The organism is Palleronia aestuarii (assembly GCF_003253995.1).
GTDB lineage: Bacteria > Pseudomonadota > Alphaproteobacteria > Rhodobacterales > Rhodobacteraceae > Palleronia > Palleronia aestuarii.
The window spans coordinates 304,368-325,170 of the sequence record NZ_QKZL01000004.1; the positions used below are offsets into that span (position 1 = coordinate 304,368).

Consider the following 20,803-nt stretch of genomic DNA (forward strand, 5'->3'; position numbering starts at 1 on the left):
GCAGGCGTCGATCCCGCCGATCACCGCTTCCCCTGCGAGGCCTGCGGCGCGGCGATGCGCTTCGATCCCGCCCGCGGCCTGCTTCTCTGCGATCATTGCGGCAACACCGCCCCTCTCGCAGAGGACAAGGCCCCGCCCGCCATACGCGAGCTCGACTTCCAGACCGCCCTGGAGGCGGCCCTTCCAGCGAGCGAGATGGAAGAGACGCGCATCTCCCGCTGCCCCAATTGCGGGGCGGAGGTGGAGTTCGATCCGGACATCCACGCGACCGATTGCCCGTTCTGCGCCACGCCCGTCGTGATCGACACCGGGACGCATCGGCACATCAAGCCGCGCGGCCTCCTGCCCTTTTCGATCGACGAGGCGGCCGCGCAGGAGGCGATGCGGGATTGGCTCGGGTCGCTCTGGTTCGCTCCGAACGGTCTGGCGCGCTATGCCCGCAGGGGCCGCAGGATGCAGGGCATCTACGTCCCCTACTGGACCTTCGACGCGGAGACCCGCTCGCGCTACCGCGGCGAGCGCGGTACGGTCTATTACGAGACGCGGACCGTGATGCGCGACGGCAAGCCGCAACGGGTCAGCGTGCAGCGCGTGCGCTGGCGCGGTGTCACGGGGCGGGTCGCGCGGTTCTTCGACGACGTCCTCGTCCTCGCCTCGACCTCGTTGCCCGCGGACCATACGGACGGCCTCGCACCGTGGGACCTGACCGCGCTCACGCCCTATTCCCCCGATTACCTCGCGGGCTTCCGTGCGGAAGGCTACCAGGTCCCGCTCGAGGAGGGGTTCACCCGCGCGAGGGCCGTCATGGACGCGCAGATCGCGCGCGATGTGCGCTTCGACATCGGCGGCGACCGGCAGCGCATCCACGCGATCGAGACGGACGTCTCCGCCGTGACCTTCAAGCACGTCCTGCTGCCCGTCTGGCTCGCGGCCTACCGCTACAACGGCAAGAGCTTCCGTTTCGTGGTCAACGGACAGACGGGCCGAGTCCGCGGTGCCCGACCCTATTCGACGATCAAGATCGCACTTGCGGTCATCGCGGGGCTTATCCTCGCCGCGATCGTGGGGTACGTCTACGCGATGCAGGGCGGTTGAGGGAGGGCCAGGATGATCTTGTGCTGTGGAGAAGCGCTGATCGACATGTTGCCGCAGACGGGCGTGGGAGGCGATGCCACCTTTGCGCCCCATGTCGGAGGGTCGGTCTTCAACACCGCCATCGCGCTGGCGCGCCTCGGTGCCCCGACGGGCTTCTTCACGGGGCTGTCGACCGATCTCTTCGGCCAGATGCTCGAGCGGGCCCTCGCCGATGACGGGGTGGAGACGCGGTTCGCCCGCCGCTCCGACAGGCCGACGACGCTCGCCTTCGTGACGCTCACGAACGGTCAGGCGCAATACGCCTTCTACGACGAGAACACCGCCGCGCGGATGCTCGAGCCCGACGACTTGCCCGAGACGGATGCGGCCGACGCACTCTTCTTCGGCGGCATCTCCCTGATGGTCGAGCCCTGCGCCACGGCCTACGAGGCGCTGGCCGCGCGCGACGCGCCGGGCAAGGTCATGATGCTCGACCCGAACATCCGTGCGTCCTTCATCACCGACGAGACGGCGTACCGGGAACGGATCGGCCACATGCTCGGCCTCGCCGACATCGTGAAGCTTTCCGACGAGGATCTGCGCTGGCTCAAGGGCGCGGGCGACCTCGCCGCGCTCGCGGAGGAGGTGCTCGATGCGGGGCCGCGGCTCGTCTGCATCACCGAGGGTGCGCATGGCGTGACGGGCTACATGCCGGGCGGCCGTGCGGTCCGCGTTCCGGCGCATACCGTGGAGGTCGTCGACACGGTCGGGGCCGGGGACACGTTCAACGCGGGCCTTCTGGCGTCGCTCGCGCGCCAGGGCATGCTGAAGAAGGACGCGATCGGCGCGCTCGATGCGGAGACGGTCGGACGCGCGATCGCGCTCGGCGCCGAAGCGGCCGCGGTGACGGTCAGCCGGGCGGGCGCCAACCCGCCCTACGCGCGCGAGTTGACCTGAGTTTCAGAGGCCGTCGCGGGCGATGAGCGCGGCCAGATCACCGATCGCCCGCCCCTTCGCCGCCGCGATCGAGGGCAGATCGAGCGCGTCGTAGGGCTCCGCGATGGCGAACCGGCGCGCGACATCGGCCCGCGCGCCCTCGACGGGCGCCACGAAGTACTGCCCCGCGATGCGATAATACCCGTCATTGCCCGCCAGCGCCCGGCTGAACCGCACATCGACACGGGCATCGGGGAAATCGGAGAACGGCCACGGCTCCGCGGCGACGCGGGCCCGGGTCTGAGCGGCGAGCGAGAAGGCGAGCCCTTCGGTGAAGGACCGGGTCGGATCGTCCGCCCAGAGAAGGCCGGGATTGCTCACGAGACCGCCCGACGCATCCTCGAAGTAGATATTCTCCTCCGACGCGTAGCGGGGAAGCGTGACCTCCCGCACCTCGATCGCGCCGTAGGAGACGGGGATCTGCACCGTCGCGATCTCCGGCGGGAGGTCGTAGCGCACAGGGGCGGACCCGCAGGCCGCGAGAAGGAGGAGGGTCGTCAAGGCGATCGATCGGGTCATGTCAGCGTCCGAAAAGGAGGGAATTGGGGGAGCGTTCGATCTGCCGGGCAAGCGCGTCGACCGCCTGAGCCGCTTCACGGATGTCGCGCAGCGTCGAGCGGGCCTCGGACCCGAATGCGCCGTTGACCTGGTAACCCGAGACGGCTCCTTCGGCCTCGGCGAGGATCGCGTTCAGGCGATCGACGATATCTGGCAGGCCGCTCGACGCCTCCGCGATCGCGCCGGCCGCGCTTTCGGCTGCCGCGAGGGTGGCGTTGGCATTGGCGATGAGCCCACCCTCCTGGACCTGGATGAGGAGGCGCTCGACCTCGCCCAGCGCCGCGGAAAGATCGGCCGGCAGCGCTCGCGTGTCCTCCGACGCGACGAGCGTGTTGGCACTGTCGAGCAGTGCGGAAGCCCGCGCTGCCAGTTCCTCCAGAGGGAGGGAAGCGGCCTCGGTCACAAGCTCGTCGATCCGGTCGGCGATCTCCTGCGCGCGTTCGGTGATGGCGGGCACGTCGTCGGCGGCCTCCGCCACCGCGGCGGCGGCCCGCTGCGCCTCCGACAGGACCGGCTCGAGAGCGCCTCGAATGTCGCGCACGGCGCTCTCCGTCGCCTCGAGCGTTCCCGTGGCCTGCGCGATCACGCCGCTGTCCTCGACATTTTCGAGGAGCGAGCGAACTTGGCGCAGCGTGTCGTTCACTTCCGCGGGAAGCGACTGCGTACCTTCGAGCAGCAGGAACTGGTCGACACCCGTCAGGACCGTGTTCACGTTGTCCAGAACCTGATCGAGCGGCAGCGCGTCGATGTCGGTCACGAGCGCGTTGGTGCTTTCAAGCAGCATCTCGAGCTGGGCCACGGCATCGGGAACGCCGTCCGCCGCGTCCTGCGCCGACGACATGAAGGCCCGTGCATCGGCCAGAAGCGGCGTCAGGGCTTGCGAGAAATCGGCCGCGATCTGGCGGATGTCGTTGATCGCCGCATCCGCATCGGCCACGAGGCCGCTCGACCGTACGTCGTCCACGAGACCCTCGACCTGGCCGAGGACACTGGAGACATCGCCGGTCAGGCCCTGAGTCGCGGGCGCGGCGAGAAGCGTGCGCAGAGCGGCGATCGAGCCTTCGGCCTCGTCCACGACCGATTCGAGAGGCAATCTGTTCACGGTCGTGATCAGCTCGTCGAGCGACACGATGGCGGTATCGATCCCGTCGAGCGTTTCGGGCACCTCGTCCACGGCCTCGTAGACCGAGTTGGCCGCCGTCTCCGCCGCGTCGAGCGCCGCGACGAGCGATTGCACCGCGCCCGCCTCCGTCAGCTCGACGACCACGGCCTCGAGCTGTCCGGCCGTCGATTGGAGCGACGCCATGATCTCGCCCGCCTGTCCGGGCAAGGCCTGCACGTCCTCCGAGCCCACGAGATTGCGCACGTCGCCCAGGAGCGACAGGACCTCGCGCGGCGTCTCGGTCACGCCCTCGTCGTTGAGGATGGAATTGACGCTCGCCATGACGTCGATGGCACCGTTCAGCAGTTCCTCGATCGGCAGATTGTTGACCCGGTTGAAGACCCCCTCCGCGGTATCGGCGAAATCGGAGATGTCCGGCTCGATGCTCGGAATGCGCGGATAGGGTTCCGCGTTCCGGTCGAAGCTGGCATCGGGCGCGTCGTTGATCTGCACGAGCGCGACTTGGAGGCCGCCGAGGATCGAGGCGGTCTGAAGTTGCGCACGCAGCCCGTTGCGGACCGCGAAATCGAAGAAGTCGATCACGTCGATATCCTCGGAATCGTCTTCGAGCCCCATCCGCGCCGGGTCGACCTGGATCAGGACCTGCAGACGGACCTGTCGATCGCCGAACTGCTCCTCGTCCATGACGCCGGTGAGCGCCTCGACCTGGCCCACGCGGATCCCGCCGAATTCCACCTCGTCGCCGACCTCGAGACCGGGCACGGTCTGGTCGAAGAGGATGGCGAGGGTGACGGGATCGGAATCGGCATTGTTGGCATAGACGCTGGCCCGCGCCGCATCCTCGCTGTCATAGAGTCGGAAGACCGCGTTCTGATCGACCGCTTCACCGCCCGAGACGGTGGTGTCGAAGGTCACGCCGCCGGTGACGAGGGACGCGATCGACGCCACATTCAGCTCCGCGCCCTGGGCGCCGAAGCGGAAATTGAAGCCCGACGTGTCCCAGAACCGGGTCGCCGAATTGATGAGACGGGATTCGGGTGCGCTGATGAAGGCGTCGGCCTCGACCGAGACCCCGTCGTCGGAAAGCCGCAGGTTGGCGATCTGGCCCACCTCTATCCCGCGATAGAGGATGGGCGTGCCCTCCGACAGACCGTCGACCGAGGCCGAGCGCAGTCGGACGGTCAGCCCTTCCTGCCCGTAGCGGATGAGAGGCGCCGACCTGAGCGCGGTAAACTCCCGTTTCGCCTCGTCTGCGACGCTGTCCCAATTGCCCTCGATGAAGACGCCCGAGAGGATCGTGTTGAGCCCGGTCACGCCCTGGGCGGAAACCTGCGGCGTCACCACCCAGAACTCGGCCTCCGAATCGATGAAGGGCGCGACCTCCTTGTCCACCCGGACATCGACGAGCACGCGCTCGAGGTCCTGGCTGAAATGCACGGCCTCCACGAGGCCCACGACCACGTCGCGGTAGCGCAGTTGCGTCTCGTCCGCACGGATGCCGGCGGCGTCCTCGAAGGCGATCTGGATGATCGGCCCGCGATCGGCGTAGCGCTGCCAGACGACGCCCAGCGAGACCAGGAGCGCGAGGATGGGCACGATCCAGACGATCGACACCCGGCTCAGAAGCGAACGGCGGGCAGAGCGCAGTTCCGGTTCAGCCGCGCCGTCTGTCTCGGGGGGTGTATCCGTCATTCCGAAGGGGGCCTTCCGTCCTGGGTGTCCCAGATCATGCGTGGGTCGAAACTCTGAGCCGCGAGCATCGTGAAGATCACCGAGAGCGCGAAGGTGATCGCCGCCGGCCCCGGATGGATCGCCGCCGCCACGTTCAGCTGCACGAGAGCCGACATGATGGCCACGACGAACACGTCGATCATGGACCAGCGACCGATGAACTCAACGAGCTCGTAGAGTTTATGCCGCCGGTGTGGCTCCATGGACAACGGTTTGGACACGGAATAGGCGAGCCAGCCCACCGCTATGAATTTCCCCACGGGAATCAGCACCGAAGCGACGAAAATTATGAGCGCGATTCCCACCGCGCCGTGCGCGGCGAGGTCGAGCGCACCCTCGACGATGGTCGAGCGTTGCGTGGTGAAGAGCATCCGAGTCTCGAGCATCGGATAAAGGTTGGCCGGAATGTAGCAAAGGATGCCCACCGTCAGCCATGCCCAGACCCGCTGCAGCGAGCGGTAGTCACGCGAGACGAGTGTCGATCCGCATCGTGCGCAACTCTCCGTGCCGAGCGGCCACACCTTCGTGCATCGCGTGCAGGCGACGAGGCCGCTCTCGCGCGCGGTCAGCGGCGGGGTCGCGATGCGTCCAGAGAGCGCCATATGGTCCACCGATCCATCATTCCGTCCTGAAAGACTGTCACGACGACCAGCGCCGCGAACATCCAGAAGGCGGGACCGTAATCGACCTGCGCGAGATCGGCCACCTTCACGAGTGCGACCGCGCAACCGATCACGAAGATTTCGGCCATCGACCACGGCCGCAGATCCTCCGCCCAGCGGAACGCCCGCCGCGCGCCGGGAAGGGCCCGGCGGTTGAAGGCGAGCGGCGTCAGCACGTAGATGACGAGGAGCGAACGCAGGACGGGGATGAAGACGATGAGTGCTGCCGTCGCGACGGAAAGCGCCAGCATCCAGCCGCCATCCATGAAGGCCAGCGCGGCGTCGAAGACAGACGCCGAATTGCTCAGCCCCTGAACGTGGACCTGCAGGAACGGGAAGAAGGTCGCGCCGACCATCAGGATCGTGACCGTCACGGCCAGCGCGATGACCCGGAGGAACGCCCCCTGCCGCGGCGCGATGAGCACGGTGTGACAGCGCGAGCAGACGACGCGCATGTTGTTCTCCGGCGTCCGCGCGACGTAGAGCGCGTCGCATTGCGGGCAGGCGATCAGGTCTTCGATCTCGTCGGTCTGTCTCGCGTCGGTGATGCCGTGTCCCCCTGTCGCATCCGAAAGGCGGGCGGAAGGCCGCGCCACGATCCGCACCCGAGAATGGTCATCCGTCGTCCGGAGGCAAGCCCGCTCGCGGCGAATCCGGCCCCAAGGCGTGGCTGCGCCATCCCGTTCACGCCGTATTGTGCGGATTGCCTCCGCGATCGATGCAGGCGTGCAACATCGCGGGCGGATCGCTTGGACGGGCCGTTTCGTCGCGGTCAGGGCAGGATCTCGAACCGGGTGACGTCGATCATGCCGCGATCGCTGATCTTCAATGCCGGAATCACGGGCAGTGCGAGGAAGGCCAGTTGCAGGAACGGCTCGTCCAGCACGATGCCGAGCCCCTTTGCCGCCTCGCGCAATTCCTCGAGCGCCGCCCGGACGGTCTCGAAAGGCTCGAGGCTCATGAGCCCGGCGACGGGCAGCGCGAGTTCGGCGCGGATGACGCTGCCCTTGGCCACGACGAACCCGCCCTCGATCTCCGCGAGACGTCCGGACGCGAGCGCCATGTCGGCGTAGTCGACGCCCACGCAGACGATGTTGTGATGGTCGTGGCAGACGGTGGAGGCGACGGCGCCCGAGCGGATCCCGAAGCCGCGCACGAAGCCCGACGCCACGTTGCCATTCTTGCCGTGCCGCTCGATCACCGTGATCCGGGCGAGATCGCGCGCCGGATCGGGCGGCTTGTCGCCCCCGTTCGGCGCCACGTCCTCGTGGAGATGATCGGTCAGGATCCGTCCCGGCTGGATGCCGATCACGTCCGTCGCCGTCCGGTTCGCTCCGTGGCGGAACGTCCCTGGCGTGACGGGTGGTGCCTTCACGGAAGCCCGTCCGACGGGCGCCACCTTGCCGCGCGCGGCGAAGGCCGCCTCGGTCAGTTCCACGCCGCCGCACCAGACCGCCTGCGCGTCGCACGCCGCGAGCGATCCGAGCGCCACGATGTCGGCGCGCTTGCCCGGCGCGATCTGCCCGCGATCCTTCAGCCCGAACGCTTCGGCAGCCGAAAGCGAGGCGATGCGGTAGGCGACGAGCGGATCGACGCCGCCCGCGATCGCATGGCGGATCATGTGATCGAGATGCCCCTCCTCGCCGATATCGAGCGGATTGCGGTCGTCGGTGCAGAAGGCGAGATAGGGCGCGAGCCGCTCCGTCATCAGCGGCATGAGCGCGTCGAGATCCTTCGAGACGGAGCCTTCGCGGATCAGGATCCGCATTCCCCGCTGCAGCTTCTCCCGCGCCTCCGCGAGCCCCGTCGCCTCGTGCTCCGTCGCGATCCCCGCGGCGACGTAGGCATTCAGGTCGCGCCCCGACAGGAGCGGCGCATGCCCGTCGATCGGCCCGTCCGCGAAGGCCGCGAGCTTCTCGAGAAGACCCGGATCGCCGGAGACGACACCGGGATAGTTCATCACTTCGGCGAGCCCCATCGCCTTCGGATGCGCGCGAAGCGCGGCAAGCTCCGCCGCTTCGATCCGGGCACCGGAAGTCTCCATTTCCGTCGAGGGCACGCAGGAGGAAAGCTGCACGATCACGTCGATGAGCGTGTGCTCCGCCTGCGCGAGCATGAAGCGGATGCCGTCCATGCCGAGGACGTTGGCGATCTCGTGCGGGTCGCAGATCGCGGTCGTCACCCCGCGCGGGCCCACGCAGCGGTCGAATTCGAGCGGCGTGACGAGGGAACTCTCGATATGCAGATGCGTGTCGATGAAGCCCGGCACTAGGGTGAGGCCCTTCACCTCGCGCACGACGCGCCCCTCGTAGGTCGCGCCGATTCCGACGATCCGGTCGCCGCAGATGGCCACGTCCCCCGCGATCAGATCGCCCGTCACGACATCGAGCACCGCACCGCCGCGCAGCACGAGATCGGCGGGCTCGCGACCCGCACCCTGCGCGATGCGGCGGGCGAGCCGCTCCGTCACCGCCGGCCCTTCCGCGCCGTGGGTCAAAAGGCCCGGAACGTCAGCGTGGTGAGCGTCCGCACGATCCCGTCGATGTCGAGCAGGCGGTCGTTGATGTACTTGCCGACATCTTCCCCCTCCGGGATGTAGAGCTTTACGAGAAGGTCGAAATCTCCGGACGTGGAATAGAGTTCCGAATGGATTTCGCGCAGGACGATCTCGTCGGCGACGCGGTAGGCGCTGCCCGGTTTGCAACGGATCTGGACGAAGACGCAGGTCACGCGGCCCTCCTTCTTTGGCGGGCATATGACCACCCCCTGCGAATGGAGACCAGCCCCTTTGCGCGCCCGCGACAATCGCGTATCGCTGGCCGGGAAAAAGGGGGAGCATCATGAACAGCTACGATTTCTCGTCCCGCCGCGCGATCGTGACCGGCGGCGCTCAGGGTCTCGGGCGCGCGGCGGCCGAACGGCTGGCGGCGGGCGGTGCCACTGTCGCGCTCTGGGACTTCGATTCCGATCTCGCGCAGGCCACGGCAAAGGAGATCGGCGCCGGTGCCGTCGGCGTAAAGGTCGACGTGTCGGACTGGTCGAGCGTGGAGGAGGCGCTGAAGGAAACGGAGGAGGCGATCGGGCCCGTCGACATCGCGGTCAATTCGGCGGGCATCGCCGGGGCGAACGCCAAGGTGGTCGATTACGACGTCGCGGAATTCGCCCGGATCGTCGCGGTGAACCTGAACGGCACGTTCCACGTAAACCGCGCGGTCGCCCGCGGCATGTCGGAGCGCGGCTACGGCCGGATCGTCAACATCGCCTCGGTCGCGGGCAAGGAAGGCAATCCCAACGCCTGCGCCTATTCCGCCTCGAAGGCGGGAGTGATCGGCTTCACCAAATCGCTCGGCAAGGAACTCGCCGACAAGGATATCGCCGTCAATTGCGTAACGCCCGCCGCGGCGCGCACCCGCATCTTCGACCAGATGAGCCAGGAGCATATCGACTTCATGCTGTCGAAGATCCCGCGCGGGCGGTTTCTGGAACTTTCCGAAGCCGCGTCGATGATCGCCTGGCTGTGCTCGGAGGAGAACAGCTTCACCACCGGCGGCGTCTTCGACCTGTCCGGCGGCCGGGCCACCTATTGAGCGGCGCCATGTCTTTCCACCCGGATTTCGCGCCCGCGCTCTCCCGCCTCGGCACGGAGAGCGCCTTCGAGGTGCTCGCACGGGCTTCCCGCCTCCAGGCGGAAGGTCACGACATCATCAATCTCGGTATCGGGCAGCCCGATTTCCGCACCCCCGAGCATATCGTGGAGGCAGGCCGCAAGGCGCTCGCGGACGGCCATCACGGATACACGCCCGCGAACGGCCTGCCCCGGCTTCGCGAGGCGGTGGCCCAGGATCTCGAGCGGCGCCACGGGCTTTCGGGAGAGACTTCGGTCGATCCGGACAATGTCGTGGTCGTGCCCGGCGGCAAGCCGACCATGTTCTTCGCGGCGCTCATGTTCGGGCGACCGGGCGTCGAGATCCTCTATCCCAATCCGGGCTTCCCGATCTACGAATCCGTCATCTCCTTCACCGGTGCCATGCCCGTTCCGATCGCCCTGAAGGAGGAGAACGGTTTCGCCTTCGACGCCGCGACCGTTCTCGCGCAGATCACCGACCGTACGCGGCTCATCATCATCAACTCGCCTGCCAATCCCACGGGCGGCGTCACGCCCAAGGCGGAGATCGACAAGCTCGTGGCGGGACTGGCCGAGCATCCGCAGGTCGCGCTGATGTCGGACGAGATCTATTCGCAGATGCTCTATGGCGGGCGGGAGCATGTCTCGCTCCTTTCCTACCCCGAGATCCGCGACCGGCTGATCCTGCTCGACGGGTGGTCGAAGACCTACGCAATGACGGGATGGCGAATGGGCTTCGCCGTCTGGCCCGACAGCATGGTGGAGCATGCAACGCGGCTCTGCATCAACGACCATTCCTGCGTGAACGCCGCGGCACAATTCGCGGGTCTCGCGGCGCTAACGGGTCCGCAGGATGCGGTCAGGGACATGGTCGCGCAGTTCGACCGCCGCAGGGAGGCGATCGTCGGCGCGCTGAATTCCGTACCGGGCATGCGCTGCGCCGATCCCGGTGGCGCCTTCTATGCCTTCCCGAACATCGAAGGGACCGGTCTCACCTCCAAGGAGGCGCAGGACCGGTTCCTGTCGGAAGCGGGCGTCGCCACCGTCGCGGGCACGAGTTTCGGAGCGTTCGGAGAGGGCTACCTACGCTTTTCCTACGCCAACAGCCTGGAGAACATCGAACGGGCGATCGACCGGATCAGGCGCGTGATGCAGTAGCGGCACGCGCCGCCGATCTCACTCCGCCTTGCCCATCGCGTCGAGCCGCGCCTTCAGCGCCTCGTTCTCCTCGCGTGCCTTCTGGGCCATCGTACGAACGGCGTCGAATTCCTCGCGGGTCACGAAGTCGCGCTCCGCGAGCCAGCGGTCGATCATGCCGTTGACGGCGGTGTGCGCTTCGTCGCGCGCGCCTTGCGCCACGCCCATCGCATTCGTCATGAGCTGCGACAGGTCGTCGAACATCTTGTTGCGGGTCTGCATTCTCGGCTCTCCTTCGGCTTCATCCCGATATGGTCGCCGGGGGCAGAATTCTCAAGGTTGACTTCCCCCCGGCGCCACCGCTTTCTCGCGCCATGCTCGCCGCCATCCCCTTCCCCGACATCTCCCCGGAAATCTTCGCGATCGACGTGGGGGGCTTTCATTTCGCCCTGCGCTGGTATGCGCTGGCTTACGTGGTGGGGATCGTCCTCGGCTGGGCGCTCGCCCGCGCGGCGGTGCGCCGGCCCCGGCTCTGGGCGCAGGGCCGCAGCCCGATGGACGAGGCGGGCGTGGAGGAACTCGTCACCGCGGTGATCCTCGGCATCGTGCTCGGCGGACGGCTCGGCTTCGTGCTCTTCTACCAGCCAGCCTACTATCTCTCGAACCCCGTGGAGATCCTCTACATCTGGCAAGGCGGGATGTCGTTTCACGGCGGGATGATCGGTGTGGCGGTCGCCGCGCTCTACGTCTCCCTGCGACGGTCGGTCCCGATCTGGTCGGTGCTGGATCTCTTGGCACTCGCCACGCCGCCGGGCCTGTTTCTCGGCCGGATCGCGAACTTCATCAACGCCGAGCTCTGGGGCCGGCCGAGCGACCTGCCCTGGGCGGTGATCTTTCCGGGCGCCGCGGCGCAGGATTGCCCCGGCGTCGAGGGGCTCTGCGCGCGGCATCCCTCGCAGCTCTACGAGGCCGGGCTGGAAGGGCTCTTGCTCGGCGCATTGCTTCTGACCCTCGCCTTCGCGCGCGGATGGCTCGCGCGGCCGGGACAGCTGACCGGCGCGTTCCTCGCGGCCTACGGCCTGTCGCGGATCGCCGTCGAATTCGTCCGGCAGGCCGATCCGCAATTCATCACGCCGGACAATCCGATGGGCTACGTCGTGCAGATCGGCGCCGCCGGCCTCTCGATGGGGCAGCTTCTTTCGGTGCCGATGGTCGCGCTCGGGATCGCCATGATCCTGGCCGCGCGGCTGCGTACGCCGGGCCGCCCGTGACTCCACTCGCCGATCTACTTGTCCGGCAGATCGCCGCGACCGGTCCGATGACCATCGCCGAGTACATGCAGGCCTGCCTCCTGCACCCCCGATACGGCTATTACACCACGCGCCCCATGCCTCTGGGCGCGGCCGGCGACTTCGTGACCGCCCCCGAGATCAGCCAGATGTTCGGCGAGCTCGTGGGCCTCGCGCTGGCGCAGGCGTGGCTCGACCGCGGCGCGCCCGATCCGGTGGCCCTCGTCGAGCTCGGACCCGGGCGCGGGACGCTGATGGCGGACGCGCTGCGCGCGACGCGCGCCGTGCCGGGCTTCCACGCCGCGATCCGGCTCCATCTGCTCGAGGCCTCCCCGACACTGCGGCAAGAGCAGGAGGCAAGGCTCGCGGGCGCGCAGCCCACATGGATCGAGACCGTCGATGCGTTGCCCGAGATGCCGATCCTGCTCGTGGCGAACGAGTTCCTGGACGCGCTGCCCATCCGGCAATTCGTTCGCGACGGGGCGGGCTGGCGTGAACGGCTCGTCGGCGTCTCCGAGGGGCAGCTCACCTTCGCTCTCTCCGACATCGCCTTCCTCGCGGCGCTCGAGCACCGGCTGGAGGATACGGCGCCGGGCGACCTCGTCGAGACCTGCGCCCCGGCGGAGGCGCTCTCCGAAGAGATCGGCGCCCGGATCGCGCGGACGGGTGGCATGGCGCTTCTCATCGATTACGGGGCGGAGCACTCGAAGGGCGACACGTTCCAGGCGCTGCGCTGCCATCGGAAGGAAAGCCCCCTAGAGACACCCGGAGAGGCCGACCTGACCGCGCATGTGGCTTTCGGTCCTCTTGCCCGCGCCGCGCCCTGCGCCGCCGCCCCCCTGACCACGCAGGGCCTCTGGCTCGAGCAACTCGGTGTCACGCCGCGGGCGGAGGCCCTCGCCGCCCGTCTGACGGGTGATGCGCTCGACGCCCATATCGCCGCACATCGGCGGTTGACCCACCCCGGCGAAATGGGCGACCTCTTCAAGGTCCTCGCCCTCCATGACGGTCGCGTCTCCCCGCCCGGATCGCGGCACGGACCCTGACATGACGCTCGAGATCCTCACGTCCGACGCGCTTTCTCCGTTTCGCCACGGATTCTTCACGCGTCGCGGCGGGGCCTCCTCGGGTGTCTTCGCGGGTCTCAATTGCGGCTTCGGCTCCTCCGACCAGCGCGAGATCGTGGCGATCAACCGCCTCCGCGTCGCCCGGGCGATGGAAGTGGCGCCCGACGCGCTGCGCGGCGTCAACCAGGTCCATTCCGACATCGCCGTGGCAGCCGGGCCCGACGCGCCGGCCGCACCGCCCGATGCGGATGCGCTCGCGACCGCGACCCCGGGCATCGCGCTTGCCGTCCTGACCGCCGATTGCATGCCGATCCTCTTCTGCGACCCGGAAAGCGGTGTCGTCGGCGCGGCCCATGCGGGCTGGCGCGGCGCACTCGGCGGGGTGATCGAGGCCACGCTCGCGTCGATGGAAGAGCTCGGCGCGCGGCGCGACGCGATCCGGGCCGTGATCGGACCCTGCATCTCGCAGCGTGCCTACGAGGTCGGACCCGACCTGAAGGATGCGTTCCGCGCGGCAGATCACGAAGCCGACCGGTTCTTCGTAGGCGGTAAAGGCGACCGACTGCATCTCGATCTGCCGGGCTACGGCCTGTCGCGGTTGCGCCGCGCGGGCGTCGCGGCCGCCGAATGGATCGGGCAATGCACCTATCACGACGATGCCCGGTTCTATTCCTACCGGCGATCGTCGCATCGCCGCGAGGCCGATTACGGACGCCTCGTCTCCGTCATCCGCGCCTGACCGCCGAATCGCCCCGCGACGGCCACGATACCGCCCACATTCCGCGCGATGACTGACACTCGGCCTGATCGGGGTGGTGAAGGGCGACATCAGGACATCGGCAGCGCCGCGTGATCTCCGCGCGAGCTGCCCGCGTCGGCTGATATGCGCCGGCCGCATTCCCCGACCGGACCGAACCGCGGGTGGGCCATCCGGCCCTGCCCTGCGTCGTCTGGAACTGCCATGTGAGGGGAAACCATGCCGCACCGCGAACCGATCGCCCATCATCACCCCAAGCAGCGCAGTACCGCCTGGACGGTCCGGCGCGTACCCAACACCTTCGCCATGCCGCCACTCTCGGAGCGCTATCAGGCGATGTGGCTCGGCGCCGACGGGGAGATCGACGATTGCGTCCGGATGGGCCCGCGGGTCCCGCTCTTCACGCAATCCTTCGGTGCGCTGGCGCGGGGCGCCATCGTCCCGACCGCGCAGGGGCCGGTGGCCGTCGAGGATCTGCTCCCCGGAATGCGGGTCGCGACCTCCCAGGGGCCGGAGACGCTGCTCTGGATCGGGTCGCAGACGCTGGTTCCCAACGGACGGCGCCGTCCGCTCTACCGGATCCCCGCCGAGGCGCTCGGCCTGGGGCGTCCGTCCTTCGACCTCGTGCTCGGCCCGGCGGCGCGCATCGTCTCGCGCTCAGGCACGTTGCGCGACCGGATCGGCAGCGAGGCCGCCCTGATCCCGGTCGAGGCGATGACCGACGGCATGACCGTGATCGAGGTCGCGCCGATCTCCTCCGTGCAGCTCTTCCATCTCGGCTTCGCCTCGCACCGGACTTTGTCGGTGAGCGGAGTAGAACTTGAGAGCGTCCATCCCGGGCGGATCGACGCGTCGATCGGGCGGGAGCTCCTCTCGCTCTACATGTCGATGTTCCCGCATCTCGACGGGCCGGCGGGTTTCGGAAAGCTCGCAATGCCGCGTCTCAGCCTCGACGAGGCGGGGCAGCTCGACGCGGCCTGACACGCTTTCCGTCCGCTCGGTCCGAACACCCGGACGGGCGGGTGCCTACGCGCCCCGCAGCAGGCGTTCCTCGAGAACCTCGAAAGAGACGCCCGGTTCGCGCTTGGCGTTGCGGATGACGAGGGAGGTCTTGACGCTGCCGACATTGGCCGTGGTCAGCAGTTCGGAGGTCAGGAAGGACTGGAACGTCGACAGATCGGGTGCCGAGCATTTCAGGATGAAATCGACCTCGCCGTTCAGCATGTGACATTCGCGCACGAGGGGCCAGTCGCGACAACGCTGCTCGAAGGCGGAGAGATCGGCCTCGGTCTGGCTCTGCAGGCCCACCATCGCAAAAACCTGGACCTCGAAACCCAGCGCGCGCGGATCGACGTCGGCATGATAGCCACGGATATAGCCCGCCTCCTCGAGCGTGCGCACCCGCCTGAGGCAGGGCGGCGCCGAGATGCCGACCCGGCGCGCCAGTTCGACATTCGTCATCCGTCCGTCGGACTGGAGTTCCGACAGGATTCGCCGGTCGATCGAGTCGAGCTTGTGCCCAGCCATTCAGGTCCCCCGCAACATTCCGATCCTATGCGCCGAAAGACGCTGAGGCGCAATTATGTTTCAACGTTGCGCAAGATTCTTTCCGGAGCCTAGGGCGGGAAGCGGGGCTTTCGCGGTGCCGGAGAGAACCCTATATTCGGTGCCCAGCGCAATCGAAGGAACGTCCCATGAGCGAGACCCGTCACGTCAAGGTGCTGATCGTCGGCTCCGGCCCGGCCGGCTACACGGCCGGCGTCTATGCCGCGCGCGCGATGCTGGAGCCGGTCCTGATCCAGGGGATCCAGCCGGGCGGGCAGCTCACCATCACCACCGATGTGGAAAACTGGCCGGGCGATGCGAGCGTCATGGGCCCCGACCTCATGGTCCGGATGGAAGCCCATGCGCGCGAGACCGGGGTGGAGATCGTCTCGGACATGATCGCCTCGATCGACCTCGCGAACCGCCCCTTCACCGCCAAAAGCGACAGCGGCACGATCTACAAGGCCGATGCCGTGATCCTCGCGACCGGCGCGCAGGCGAAATGGCTGGGCTTGCCGTCGGAGGAGGCATTCAAGGGCTTCGGTGTCTCGGCCTGCGCGACCTGCGACGGGTTCTTCTACCGCGGTCAGGAGGTCGCCGTGATCGGCGGCGGCAATACGGCAGTGGAGGAGGCGCTGTTCCTGACGAACTTCGCCTCAAAGGTGACGCTCATTCACCGCCGGGGCGAACTCCGTGCCGAGAAGATATTACAAAAGCGGCTCTTCGATCATCCAAAGGTGGAAATCCTCTGGAACCACGCCCTCGAGGAGGTGACGGGGACGACGGCCCCCCGGGGCGTCGAGGGCCTGCGCGCGCGCCACGTGGACACCGGAGAGATCAAGGAGATCGCCGTCACGGGCGTCTTCGTGGCGATCGGCCACGCGCCCGCCTCCGAACTCGTCGCGGAGCAGCTCGAGACGCATCACGGCGGCTACGTCGTGACGAAGCCCGACAGCACCGCGACCTCCGTGCCCGGCGTCTTCGCTGCGGGCGATCTCACCGATCACGTCTACCGCCAGGCGGTTACGAGCGCCGGAATGGGCTGTATGGCCGCGCTGGAGGCCGAACGCTTCCTCGCCTCCGTGGGAGAGACCGATGGCAAGGTCCAGACGGAGCCCCTGGGATGGGGCGCCGAGGTGGAACCGAGTCCGGCGGAGTGAACGGGCTTCGGTCCGCGCGGTGAACAATCACGGCGCGGACCGGGAAATTGTCGCCGCGAAATGCGGAAATGGTGTCAATGCTCGCGAAATTCCTGAGTGCGACCGGTCGTTCCGTCGGCAGGGGCACAGGCGACCGGTAGGCGTCGGAACAAGGTCCGACGCCGTCGCGGGAGCGTGGAACGCCCATTTCCATCCCGGCGCCATAAGGCGGATTTTCGACCATTCTGGCCGTCTCGGGCGCCCTCTCGTCGGTTCCGCCTTGATCCGGCCCGCACCGCCGCGATATGGCGCGCCCCGAAAGCGACGTTCGTCGCACCCCCAGAAAAGCTGATTCCGACCCATGCATTTGCCGAACCTCGCCCCCATCCCGGAACTCTACGTCTCCTATGACAGCGCCCAGAAGCTGAAGGCCGAGGCCGGCGATCTCGTCTCCCACGATCTGACCCCGCGTCAGACCTGCGATCTCGAATTGCTGATGAATGGCGGGTTCTTCCCGCTCAAGGGCTTTCTCGGCCGTGAGGATTACAATGGCGTCGTCGAGAACATGCGGCTCGCCGACGGCACGCTCTGGCCCATGCCCATCACGCTCGACGTATCGGAAGCCTTTGCCGAGAAGGTCAGCGAAGGCCAGGACATTGCGCTGCGCGACCAGGAAGGGGTCATTCTCGCCACGATGACGGTGACCGACATCTGGACGCCTGACAAGGCGCGCGAGGCGGAGAAGGTGTTCGGCGCCGACGACAGCGCGCACCCGGCCGTGAACTACCTGCACAACCAGGCTGGCAAGGTCTATCTCGGCGGGCCGGTGACGGGAATCCAGCAGCCGATCCACTACGATTTCCGCGCCCGTCGCGACACGCCGAACGAGCTCCGCGCCTATTTCCGCAAGCTCGGCTGGCGCAAGATCGTGGCGTTCCAGACCCGCAACCCGCTTCACCGCGCGCATCAGGAACTGACGTTCCGCGCCGCGAAGGAGGCAGAAGCCAACCTTCTCATCCATCCGGTGGTCGGTCTGACGAAGCCGGGCGACGTCGATCACTTCACGCGGGTTCGCTGCTACGAGGCGGTTCTCGACCAATATCCCGCGGCGACGACGACCATGTCGCTGCTCAATCTCGCGATGCGCATGGCAGGCCCGCGGGAAGCGGTTTGGCACGGCCTCATCCGCAAGAACCACGGCGTGACCCACTTCATCGTCGGCCGCGACCATGCCGGACCGGGCAAGAACTCCGCGGGAGAGGATTTCTACGGCCCCTACGATGCGCAGGAACTGTTCCGCGCCCATCAGGACGAGATGGGCATCGAGATGGTCGACTTCAAACACATGGTCTACGTGCAGGAGCGTGCGCAATACGAGCCCGCCGACGAGATCGAGGAGGGCGTGACCGTCCTCAACATCTCCGGCACGGAGCTGCGCCGTCGTCTTCAGGAAGGCTTGGAGATCCCCGAGTGGTTCTCCTTCCCCGAGGTCGTCACCGAACTGCGCCGCACCCGTCCGCCGCGGGCGCGACAAGGCTTCACCGTGTTCTTCACCGGCTTCTCCGGCTCAGGCAAATCGACCATCGCCAATGCGCTCATGGTCAAGCTGATGGAGATGGGCGGACGCCCGGTTACGCTCCTCGACGGCGATATCGTGCGCAAGAACCTGTCTTCCGAACTGGGCTTCTCCAAGGAGCACCGCGATCTCAACATCCGACGGATCGGCTACGTCGCCTCGGAGATCACCAAGAACGGCGGCATCGCCATCTGTGCGCCGATCGCGCCCTACGCCACGACGCGGCGCGCCGTTCGCGAGGAGATCGAGGCCTACGGCGCGTTCTGCGAGATCCATGTCGCGACGTCGCTCGAGGAATGCGAGCGGCGCGACCGCAAGGGGCTCTACAAGCTGGCGCGGGAAGGCAAGATCAAGGAATTCACCGGGATCTCGGACCCCTACGACGAGCCGCAGAACCCCGAGCTCAGGCTCGACACCGAAAACGTCGATGTCGACAATTGCGCCCACCAGGTGCTTTTGAAGCTCGAATCGATGGGTCTGATCGCCGCTTGAGCGCGCCTGGGTCCCTGCACGGCGGGGACCCCGACACGGGTGGGATCGCAGGTCACGGGATCGTCATCCGTTCGTCTTCGGCTCGACACAATGACTGTCTAGAGCGACCTCAGGGCCCGCGCGCGAGGCAGTTACGTTCAATCGCGGTGTCAGTTCGGGCCAATTCTTGCCTGCCCATTCACGGCAAAGCATTTCAGGGCGCGTCCACGGGGCGCGCCCGTTTCGTATGTCCGCGCGATATTGGTCTGCAGAGAGAACCGCTCGCCGGTATCAGGACGCGGAGCGCAATGCCTTCGCCCCGACGCTGATCCGAACATCGAAGACGTCGTGCATCGCCCGGACCCGTTCGATCTCGCCCGGCGTGCAGATCGCGTGGATGGCGCCCGCCGCCGCGACCACGCCGTCGATCTGCATACCCTGCGCCTGCAATTCCCTAGCGATCCGGTCGGTCGCCTGAAGGGCCGTGTCCGACAGCGTGATCAGGACACCGATGCGTTGCTTCTCACCCATGCAGGCTGCTCCACGTGATTCTCGGTTCGCTATGATACCGCGACCGACGGGCCGTCGCACACCTCCTTCTCGATACCCGGGGCCTGCACGAGACCCGCACCGCCGTCGCGCGCCGAAAGGCCGAGATCGCGCGCACTCCGCACCAATGCCTGCCAGAGCCGCTCTCCCCGCAATGTCGGATCGACCTCCGCCAGAAGCGCCGCGATCCCCGCGACATGCGGGCAGGCCATGCTGGTGCCCTGCTGCGACGCATAGAGCCGCGGCGCCGGGACGGAGGAGAAGATACCCACGCCCGGCGCCGCCAGATCGACTTCGCCGCCCCCCGCATCGATCCCGCCGCAGGAGAAGTCCGCGACCGCGCCGGTCGGTGCGATCGCCGCTACCGCAAGGATCGAGGGCGAGTTCGCCGGTGCGCCCACGGGCGCGATATAACCGAAATCCCGCGCACTCTCGTTGCCGGCCGCCGCGACGATCAGGCAGCCCCGTTCGAGCGCGCGCCGTCCGAGCCGTTCGTACGCGGCGCTCGGGAGCTCGCCCGGCTGCGTCGGACGTCCGAGCGACATTGAGATCACCTCGCACCCCTCCTCGATCGCCCACGCCATGCCCGCAAGGATGTCGATCTCCCGGCCGGACCCCGTGTCGTTCAGCACCTTTCCGATCACGAGGTCGGCCCCTGTCGCCACGCCGTAGCGCGGAACGTTGCCCCGCGCGTCGGGGCCCGCGGCGGTGCCCCCGCAATGCGTGCCGTGTCCCTGGACATCCTGCGCCGTTTCCCCCGCGACGAAGCTGCGCGCGGTGATCTGTTTTCCGACGAAATCGGGATGGCCGAGCGCGAAGCCGGTATCAAGAATGGCGATCCGTATGCCGGCCCCCGTCGCCATGGACCGGTCTGCCCCCGTCGCGGCGATGCCCCAGGTTCGCGCCGCGTCATCGACGGCGAGGCAGGGAGCGTCGGCGGAATACATGAAGAATTCCGGCCGGGCCTCTTCCACCGCCGGGTCCTTCGCGATCGCGCGGGAGACGCTTCCCACGGCGCCGCGATCCGCGATCGGCACCAGCCCCACCCCCAATCCGCGCACGAGAACCGGGCCGTCGAGGATGTCGGGATCGATCTCCGCCGCCTCGAAGATAGAGACGGAACGCGCCGGGGCCAGCCCCGCGCCATGAACCGAGACCCGCTCGATCGCCGCCATCTGCTCGTCCGCGACCCCGTCGCGGAACGTCACGAGGACATGACCGGTCGGACGTGGCCGCATGAGATCGAGATATGGGGGTATCGGCATAGCCTGCTCCGGCATTTGGTAACAATCAGTGCACAAGATGATGAAGTGTCAGGGATTGTCCATGGAGGCGCATGTCACGGATACGCGCCCTCCCCGGCCGCTCGTCTTGCGATATTGGGCCTCCATCGCGCACGGTATTGGTTGTTTATGCTGAGGGTCGAGGCAGCGGATCGGCGGCAGGGAGAGAATGCTCAGAGCCTTCGCCAGCACCGTCTGTCCTGTTTCCGAATCATCACCGG

20 protein-coding genes are annotated in these 20,803 nt (G+C 67.6%); 10 read left to right on the forward strand and 10 right to left on the reverse strand.

Annotated features, from left to right (window positions below; translation table 11 throughout):
- The first annotated feature begins 54 nt into the window (after positions 1-54).
- Both LX81_RS07400 and LX81_RS07405 read left to right on the forward strand, forming a co-directional pair.
- Complete coding sequence (locus LX81_RS07400) at positions 55-1,095, forward strand: TFIIB-type zinc ribbon-containing protein (protein WP_234822522.1); 1,041 nt, start codon at positions 55-57, stop codon at positions 1,093-1,095.
- A gap of 12 nt (positions 1,096-1,107) precedes the next feature.
- Positions 1,108-2,031: a carbohydrate kinase family protein gene (locus tag LX81_RS07405; protein ID WP_111536659.1), complete on the forward strand. Its 924-nt coding sequence runs from the start codon at positions 1,108-1,110 to the stop codon at positions 2,029-2,031.
- A 3-nt stretch (positions 2,032-2,034) separates the two neighbouring features.
- On the opposite strand, the gene LX81_RS07410 is transcribed toward LX81_RS07405, so the two are convergent.
- The 6 genes from LX81_RS07410 to LX81_RS07435 form a co-directional block, all read right to left on the reverse strand.
- Positions 2,035-2,589, reverse strand: a complete 555-nt coding sequence (locus tag LX81_RS07410; RefSeq protein ID WP_111536660.1) for a PqiC family protein — start codon at positions 2,587-2,589, stop codon at positions 2,035-2,037.
- 1 nt (position 2,590) lies between these two features.
- Positions 2,591-5,443, reverse strand: coding sequence for a PqiB family protein (locus LX81_RS07415; RefSeq protein ID WP_111536661.1), 2,853 nt, complete (start codon positions 5,441-5,443; stop codon positions 2,591-2,593).
- Positions 5,440-6,084: a paraquat-inducible protein A gene (locus LX81_RS07420; protein WP_111536662.1), complete on the reverse strand. Its 645-nt coding sequence runs from the start codon at positions 6,082-6,084 to the stop codon at positions 5,440-5,442. Before LX81_RS07420 ends, LX81_RS07415 begins: the two co-directional genes overlap by 4 nt.
- On the reverse strand, positions 6,048-6,740 hold the full coding sequence (locus tag LX81_RS07425) for a paraquat-inducible protein A (protein ID WP_308418330.1): 693 nt from the start codon (positions 6,738-6,740) through the stop codon (positions 6,048-6,050). The genes LX81_RS07420 and LX81_RS07425 overlap by 37 nt, the downstream gene beginning before the upstream one ends.
- A 176-nt stretch (positions 6,741-6,916) precedes the next feature.
- Complete coding sequence (ade, locus tag LX81_RS07430) at positions 6,917-8,614, reverse strand: adenine deaminase (RefSeq protein WP_111536663.1); 1,698 nt, start codon at positions 8,612-8,614, stop codon at positions 6,917-6,919.
- 23 nt (positions 8,615-8,637) lie between these two features.
- Complete coding sequence (locus LX81_RS07435; RefSeq protein ID WP_111536664.1) at positions 8,638-8,874, reverse strand: Lrp/AsnC ligand binding domain-containing protein; 237 nt, start codon at positions 8,872-8,874, stop codon at positions 8,638-8,640.
- Positions 8,875-8,984: 110 nt separating this feature from the next.
- Here LX81_RS07435 and LX81_RS07440 point away from each other — a divergent pair, with 110 nt between their 5' ends.
- Both LX81_RS07440 and LX81_RS07445 read left to right on the forward strand, forming a co-directional pair.
- A complete protein-coding gene (locus tag LX81_RS07440) occupies positions 8,985-9,731 on the forward strand; it encodes an SDR family NAD(P)-dependent oxidoreductase (RefSeq protein WP_111536665.1) in 747 nt (248 codons plus the stop codon).
- Positions 9,732-9,739: 8 nt separating this feature from the next.
- On the forward strand, positions 9,740-10,927 hold the full coding sequence (locus LX81_RS07445; RefSeq protein WP_111536666.1) for a pyridoxal phosphate-dependent aminotransferase: 1,188 nt from the start codon (positions 9,740-9,742) through the stop codon (positions 10,925-10,927).
- Positions 10,928-10,945: 18 nt separating this feature from the next.
- On the opposite strand, the gene LX81_RS07450 is transcribed toward LX81_RS07445, so the two are convergent.
- Entirely contained in the window at positions 10,946-11,188 is a 243-nt protein-coding gene (locus tag LX81_RS07450) for an accessory factor UbiK family protein (RefSeq protein WP_111536667.1), read from the reverse strand.
- A gap of 92 nt (positions 11,189-11,280) precedes the next feature.
- Between LX81_RS07450 and lgt the strand changes: the two genes are divergently transcribed.
- The 4 genes from lgt to LX81_RS07470 all read left to right on the forward strand — a co-directional run bounded on the left by lgt (position 11,281) and on the right by LX81_RS07470 (position 15,000).
- Positions 11,281-12,177: a prolipoprotein diacylglyceryl transferase gene (gene lgt / locus LX81_RS07455; protein ID WP_111536668.1), complete on the forward strand. Its 897-nt coding sequence runs from the start codon at positions 11,281-11,283 to the stop codon at positions 12,175-12,177.
- Entirely contained in the window at positions 12,174-13,241 is a 1,068-nt protein-coding gene (locus tag LX81_RS07460; RefSeq protein ID WP_111536669.1) for a class I SAM-dependent methyltransferase, read from the forward strand. The genes lgt and LX81_RS07460 overlap by 4 nt, the downstream gene beginning before the upstream one ends.
- Before the next feature lies 1 nt (position 13,242).
- Positions 13,243-14,001 (forward strand): peptidoglycan editing factor PgeF, encoded by a 759-nt coding sequence (gene pgeF / locus LX81_RS07465; protein WP_111536670.1) that lies wholly within the window; start codon positions 13,243-13,245, stop codon positions 13,999-14,001.
- Between the two features lie 237 nt (positions 14,002-14,238).
- Positions 14,239-15,000, forward strand: a complete 762-nt coding sequence (locus LX81_RS07470) for a Hint domain-containing protein (RefSeq protein WP_111536671.1) — start codon at positions 14,239-14,241, stop codon at positions 14,998-15,000.
- Positions 15,001-15,045: 45 nt separating this feature from the next.
- Here LX81_RS07470 and LX81_RS07475 read toward each other — a convergent pair whose 3' ends face one another.
- Complete coding sequence (locus LX81_RS07475; RefSeq protein WP_111536672.1) at positions 15,046-15,546, reverse strand: Lrp/AsnC family transcriptional regulator; 501 nt, start codon at positions 15,544-15,546, stop codon at positions 15,046-15,048.
- Positions 15,547-15,713: 167 nt separating this feature from the next.
- Here LX81_RS07475 and trxB point away from each other — a divergent pair, with 167 nt between their 5' ends.
- A complete protein-coding gene (gene trxB / locus LX81_RS07480) occupies positions 15,714-16,724 on the forward strand; it encodes a thioredoxin-disulfide reductase (protein WP_111536673.1) in 1,011 nt (336 codons plus the stop codon).
- A 340-nt stretch (positions 16,725-17,064) separates the two neighbouring features.
- A complete protein-coding gene (locus LX81_RS07485; protein WP_111536674.1) occupies positions 17,065-18,771 on the forward strand; it encodes a bifunctional sulfate adenylyltransferase/adenylylsulfate kinase in 1,707 nt (568 codons plus the stop codon).
- A 270-nt stretch (positions 18,772-19,041) separates the two neighbouring features.
- Here LX81_RS07485 and LX81_RS07490 read toward each other — a convergent pair whose 3' ends face one another.
- Both LX81_RS07490 and LX81_RS07495 read right to left on the reverse strand, forming a co-directional pair.
- On the reverse strand, positions 19,042-19,281 hold the full coding sequence (locus LX81_RS07490; RefSeq protein ID WP_111536675.1) for a hypothetical protein: 240 nt from the start codon (positions 19,279-19,281) through the stop codon (positions 19,042-19,044).
- Between the two features lie 29 nt (positions 19,282-19,310).
- A complete protein-coding gene (locus LX81_RS07495; RefSeq protein WP_170133866.1) occupies positions 19,311-20,564 on the reverse strand; it encodes a S8 family serine peptidase in 1,254 nt (417 codons plus the stop codon).
- Between the last annotated feature and the right edge of the window lie 239 nt (positions 20,565-20,803).

Bases quoted from the DNA above. Each gene is read 5' to 3' on its own strand.
- pgeF (WP_111536670.1), top strand. From the start codon at position 13,243: ATGACGCTCGAGATCCTCACGTCCGACGCGCTTTCTCCGTTTCGCCAC.
- LX81_RS07420 (WP_111536662.1), bottom strand. From the start codon at position 6,084: ATGGCGCTCTCTGGACGCATCGCGACCCCGCCGCTGACCGCGCGCGAG.
- LX81_RS07450 (WP_111536667.1), bottom strand. From the start codon at position 11,188: ATGCAGACCCGCAACAAGATGTTCGACGACCTGTCGCAGCTCATGACG.
- LX81_RS07415 (WP_111536661.1), bottom strand. From the start codon at position 5,443: ATGACGGATACACCCCCCGAGACAGACGGCGCGGCTGAACCGGAACTG.
- LX81_RS07470 (WP_111536671.1), top strand. From the start codon at position 14,239: ATGCCGCACCGCGAACCGATCGCCCATCATCACCCCAAGCAGCGCAGT.
- LX81_RS07440 (WP_111536665.1), top strand. From the start codon at position 8,985: ATGAACAGCTACGATTTCTCGTCCCGCCGCGCGATCGTGACCGGCGGC.
- LX81_RS07400 (WP_234822522.1), top strand. From the start codon at position 55: ATGCGCTTCGATCCCGCCCGCGGCCTGCTTCTCTGCGATCATTGCGGC.
- LX81_RS07445 (WP_111536666.1), top strand. From the start codon at position 9,740: ATGTCTTTCCACCCGGATTTCGCGCCCGCGCTCTCCCGCCTCGGCACG.
- trxB (WP_111536673.1), top strand. From the start codon at position 15,714: ATGAGCGAGACCCGTCACGTCAAGGTGCTGATCGTCGGCTCCGGCCCG.
- LX81_RS07410 (WP_111536660.1), bottom strand. From the start codon at position 2,589: ATGACCCGATCGATCGCCTTGACGACCCTCCTCCTTCTCGCGGCCTGC.
- LX81_RS07485 (WP_111536674.1), top strand. From the start codon at position 17,065: ATGCATTTGCCGAACCTCGCCCCCATCCCGGAACTCTACGTCTCCTAT.
- LX81_RS07405 (WP_111536659.1), top strand. From the start codon at position 1,108: ATGATCTTGTGCTGTGGAGAAGCGCTGATCGACATGTTGCCGCAGACG.
- lgt (WP_111536668.1), top strand. From the start codon at position 11,281: ATGCTCGCCGCCATCCCCTTCCCCGACATCTCCCCGGAAATCTTCGCG.
- LX81_RS07495 (WP_170133866.1), bottom strand. From the start codon at position 20,564: ATGCCGATACCCCCATATCTCGATCTCATGCGGCCACGTCCGACCGGT.
- LX81_RS07490 (WP_111536675.1), bottom strand. From the start codon at position 19,281: ATGGGTGAGAAGCAACGCATCGGTGTCCTGATCACGCTGTCGGACACG.
- LX81_RS07475 (WP_111536672.1), bottom strand. From the start codon at position 15,546: ATGGCTGGGCACAAGCTCGACTCGATCGACCGGCGAATCCTGTCGGAA.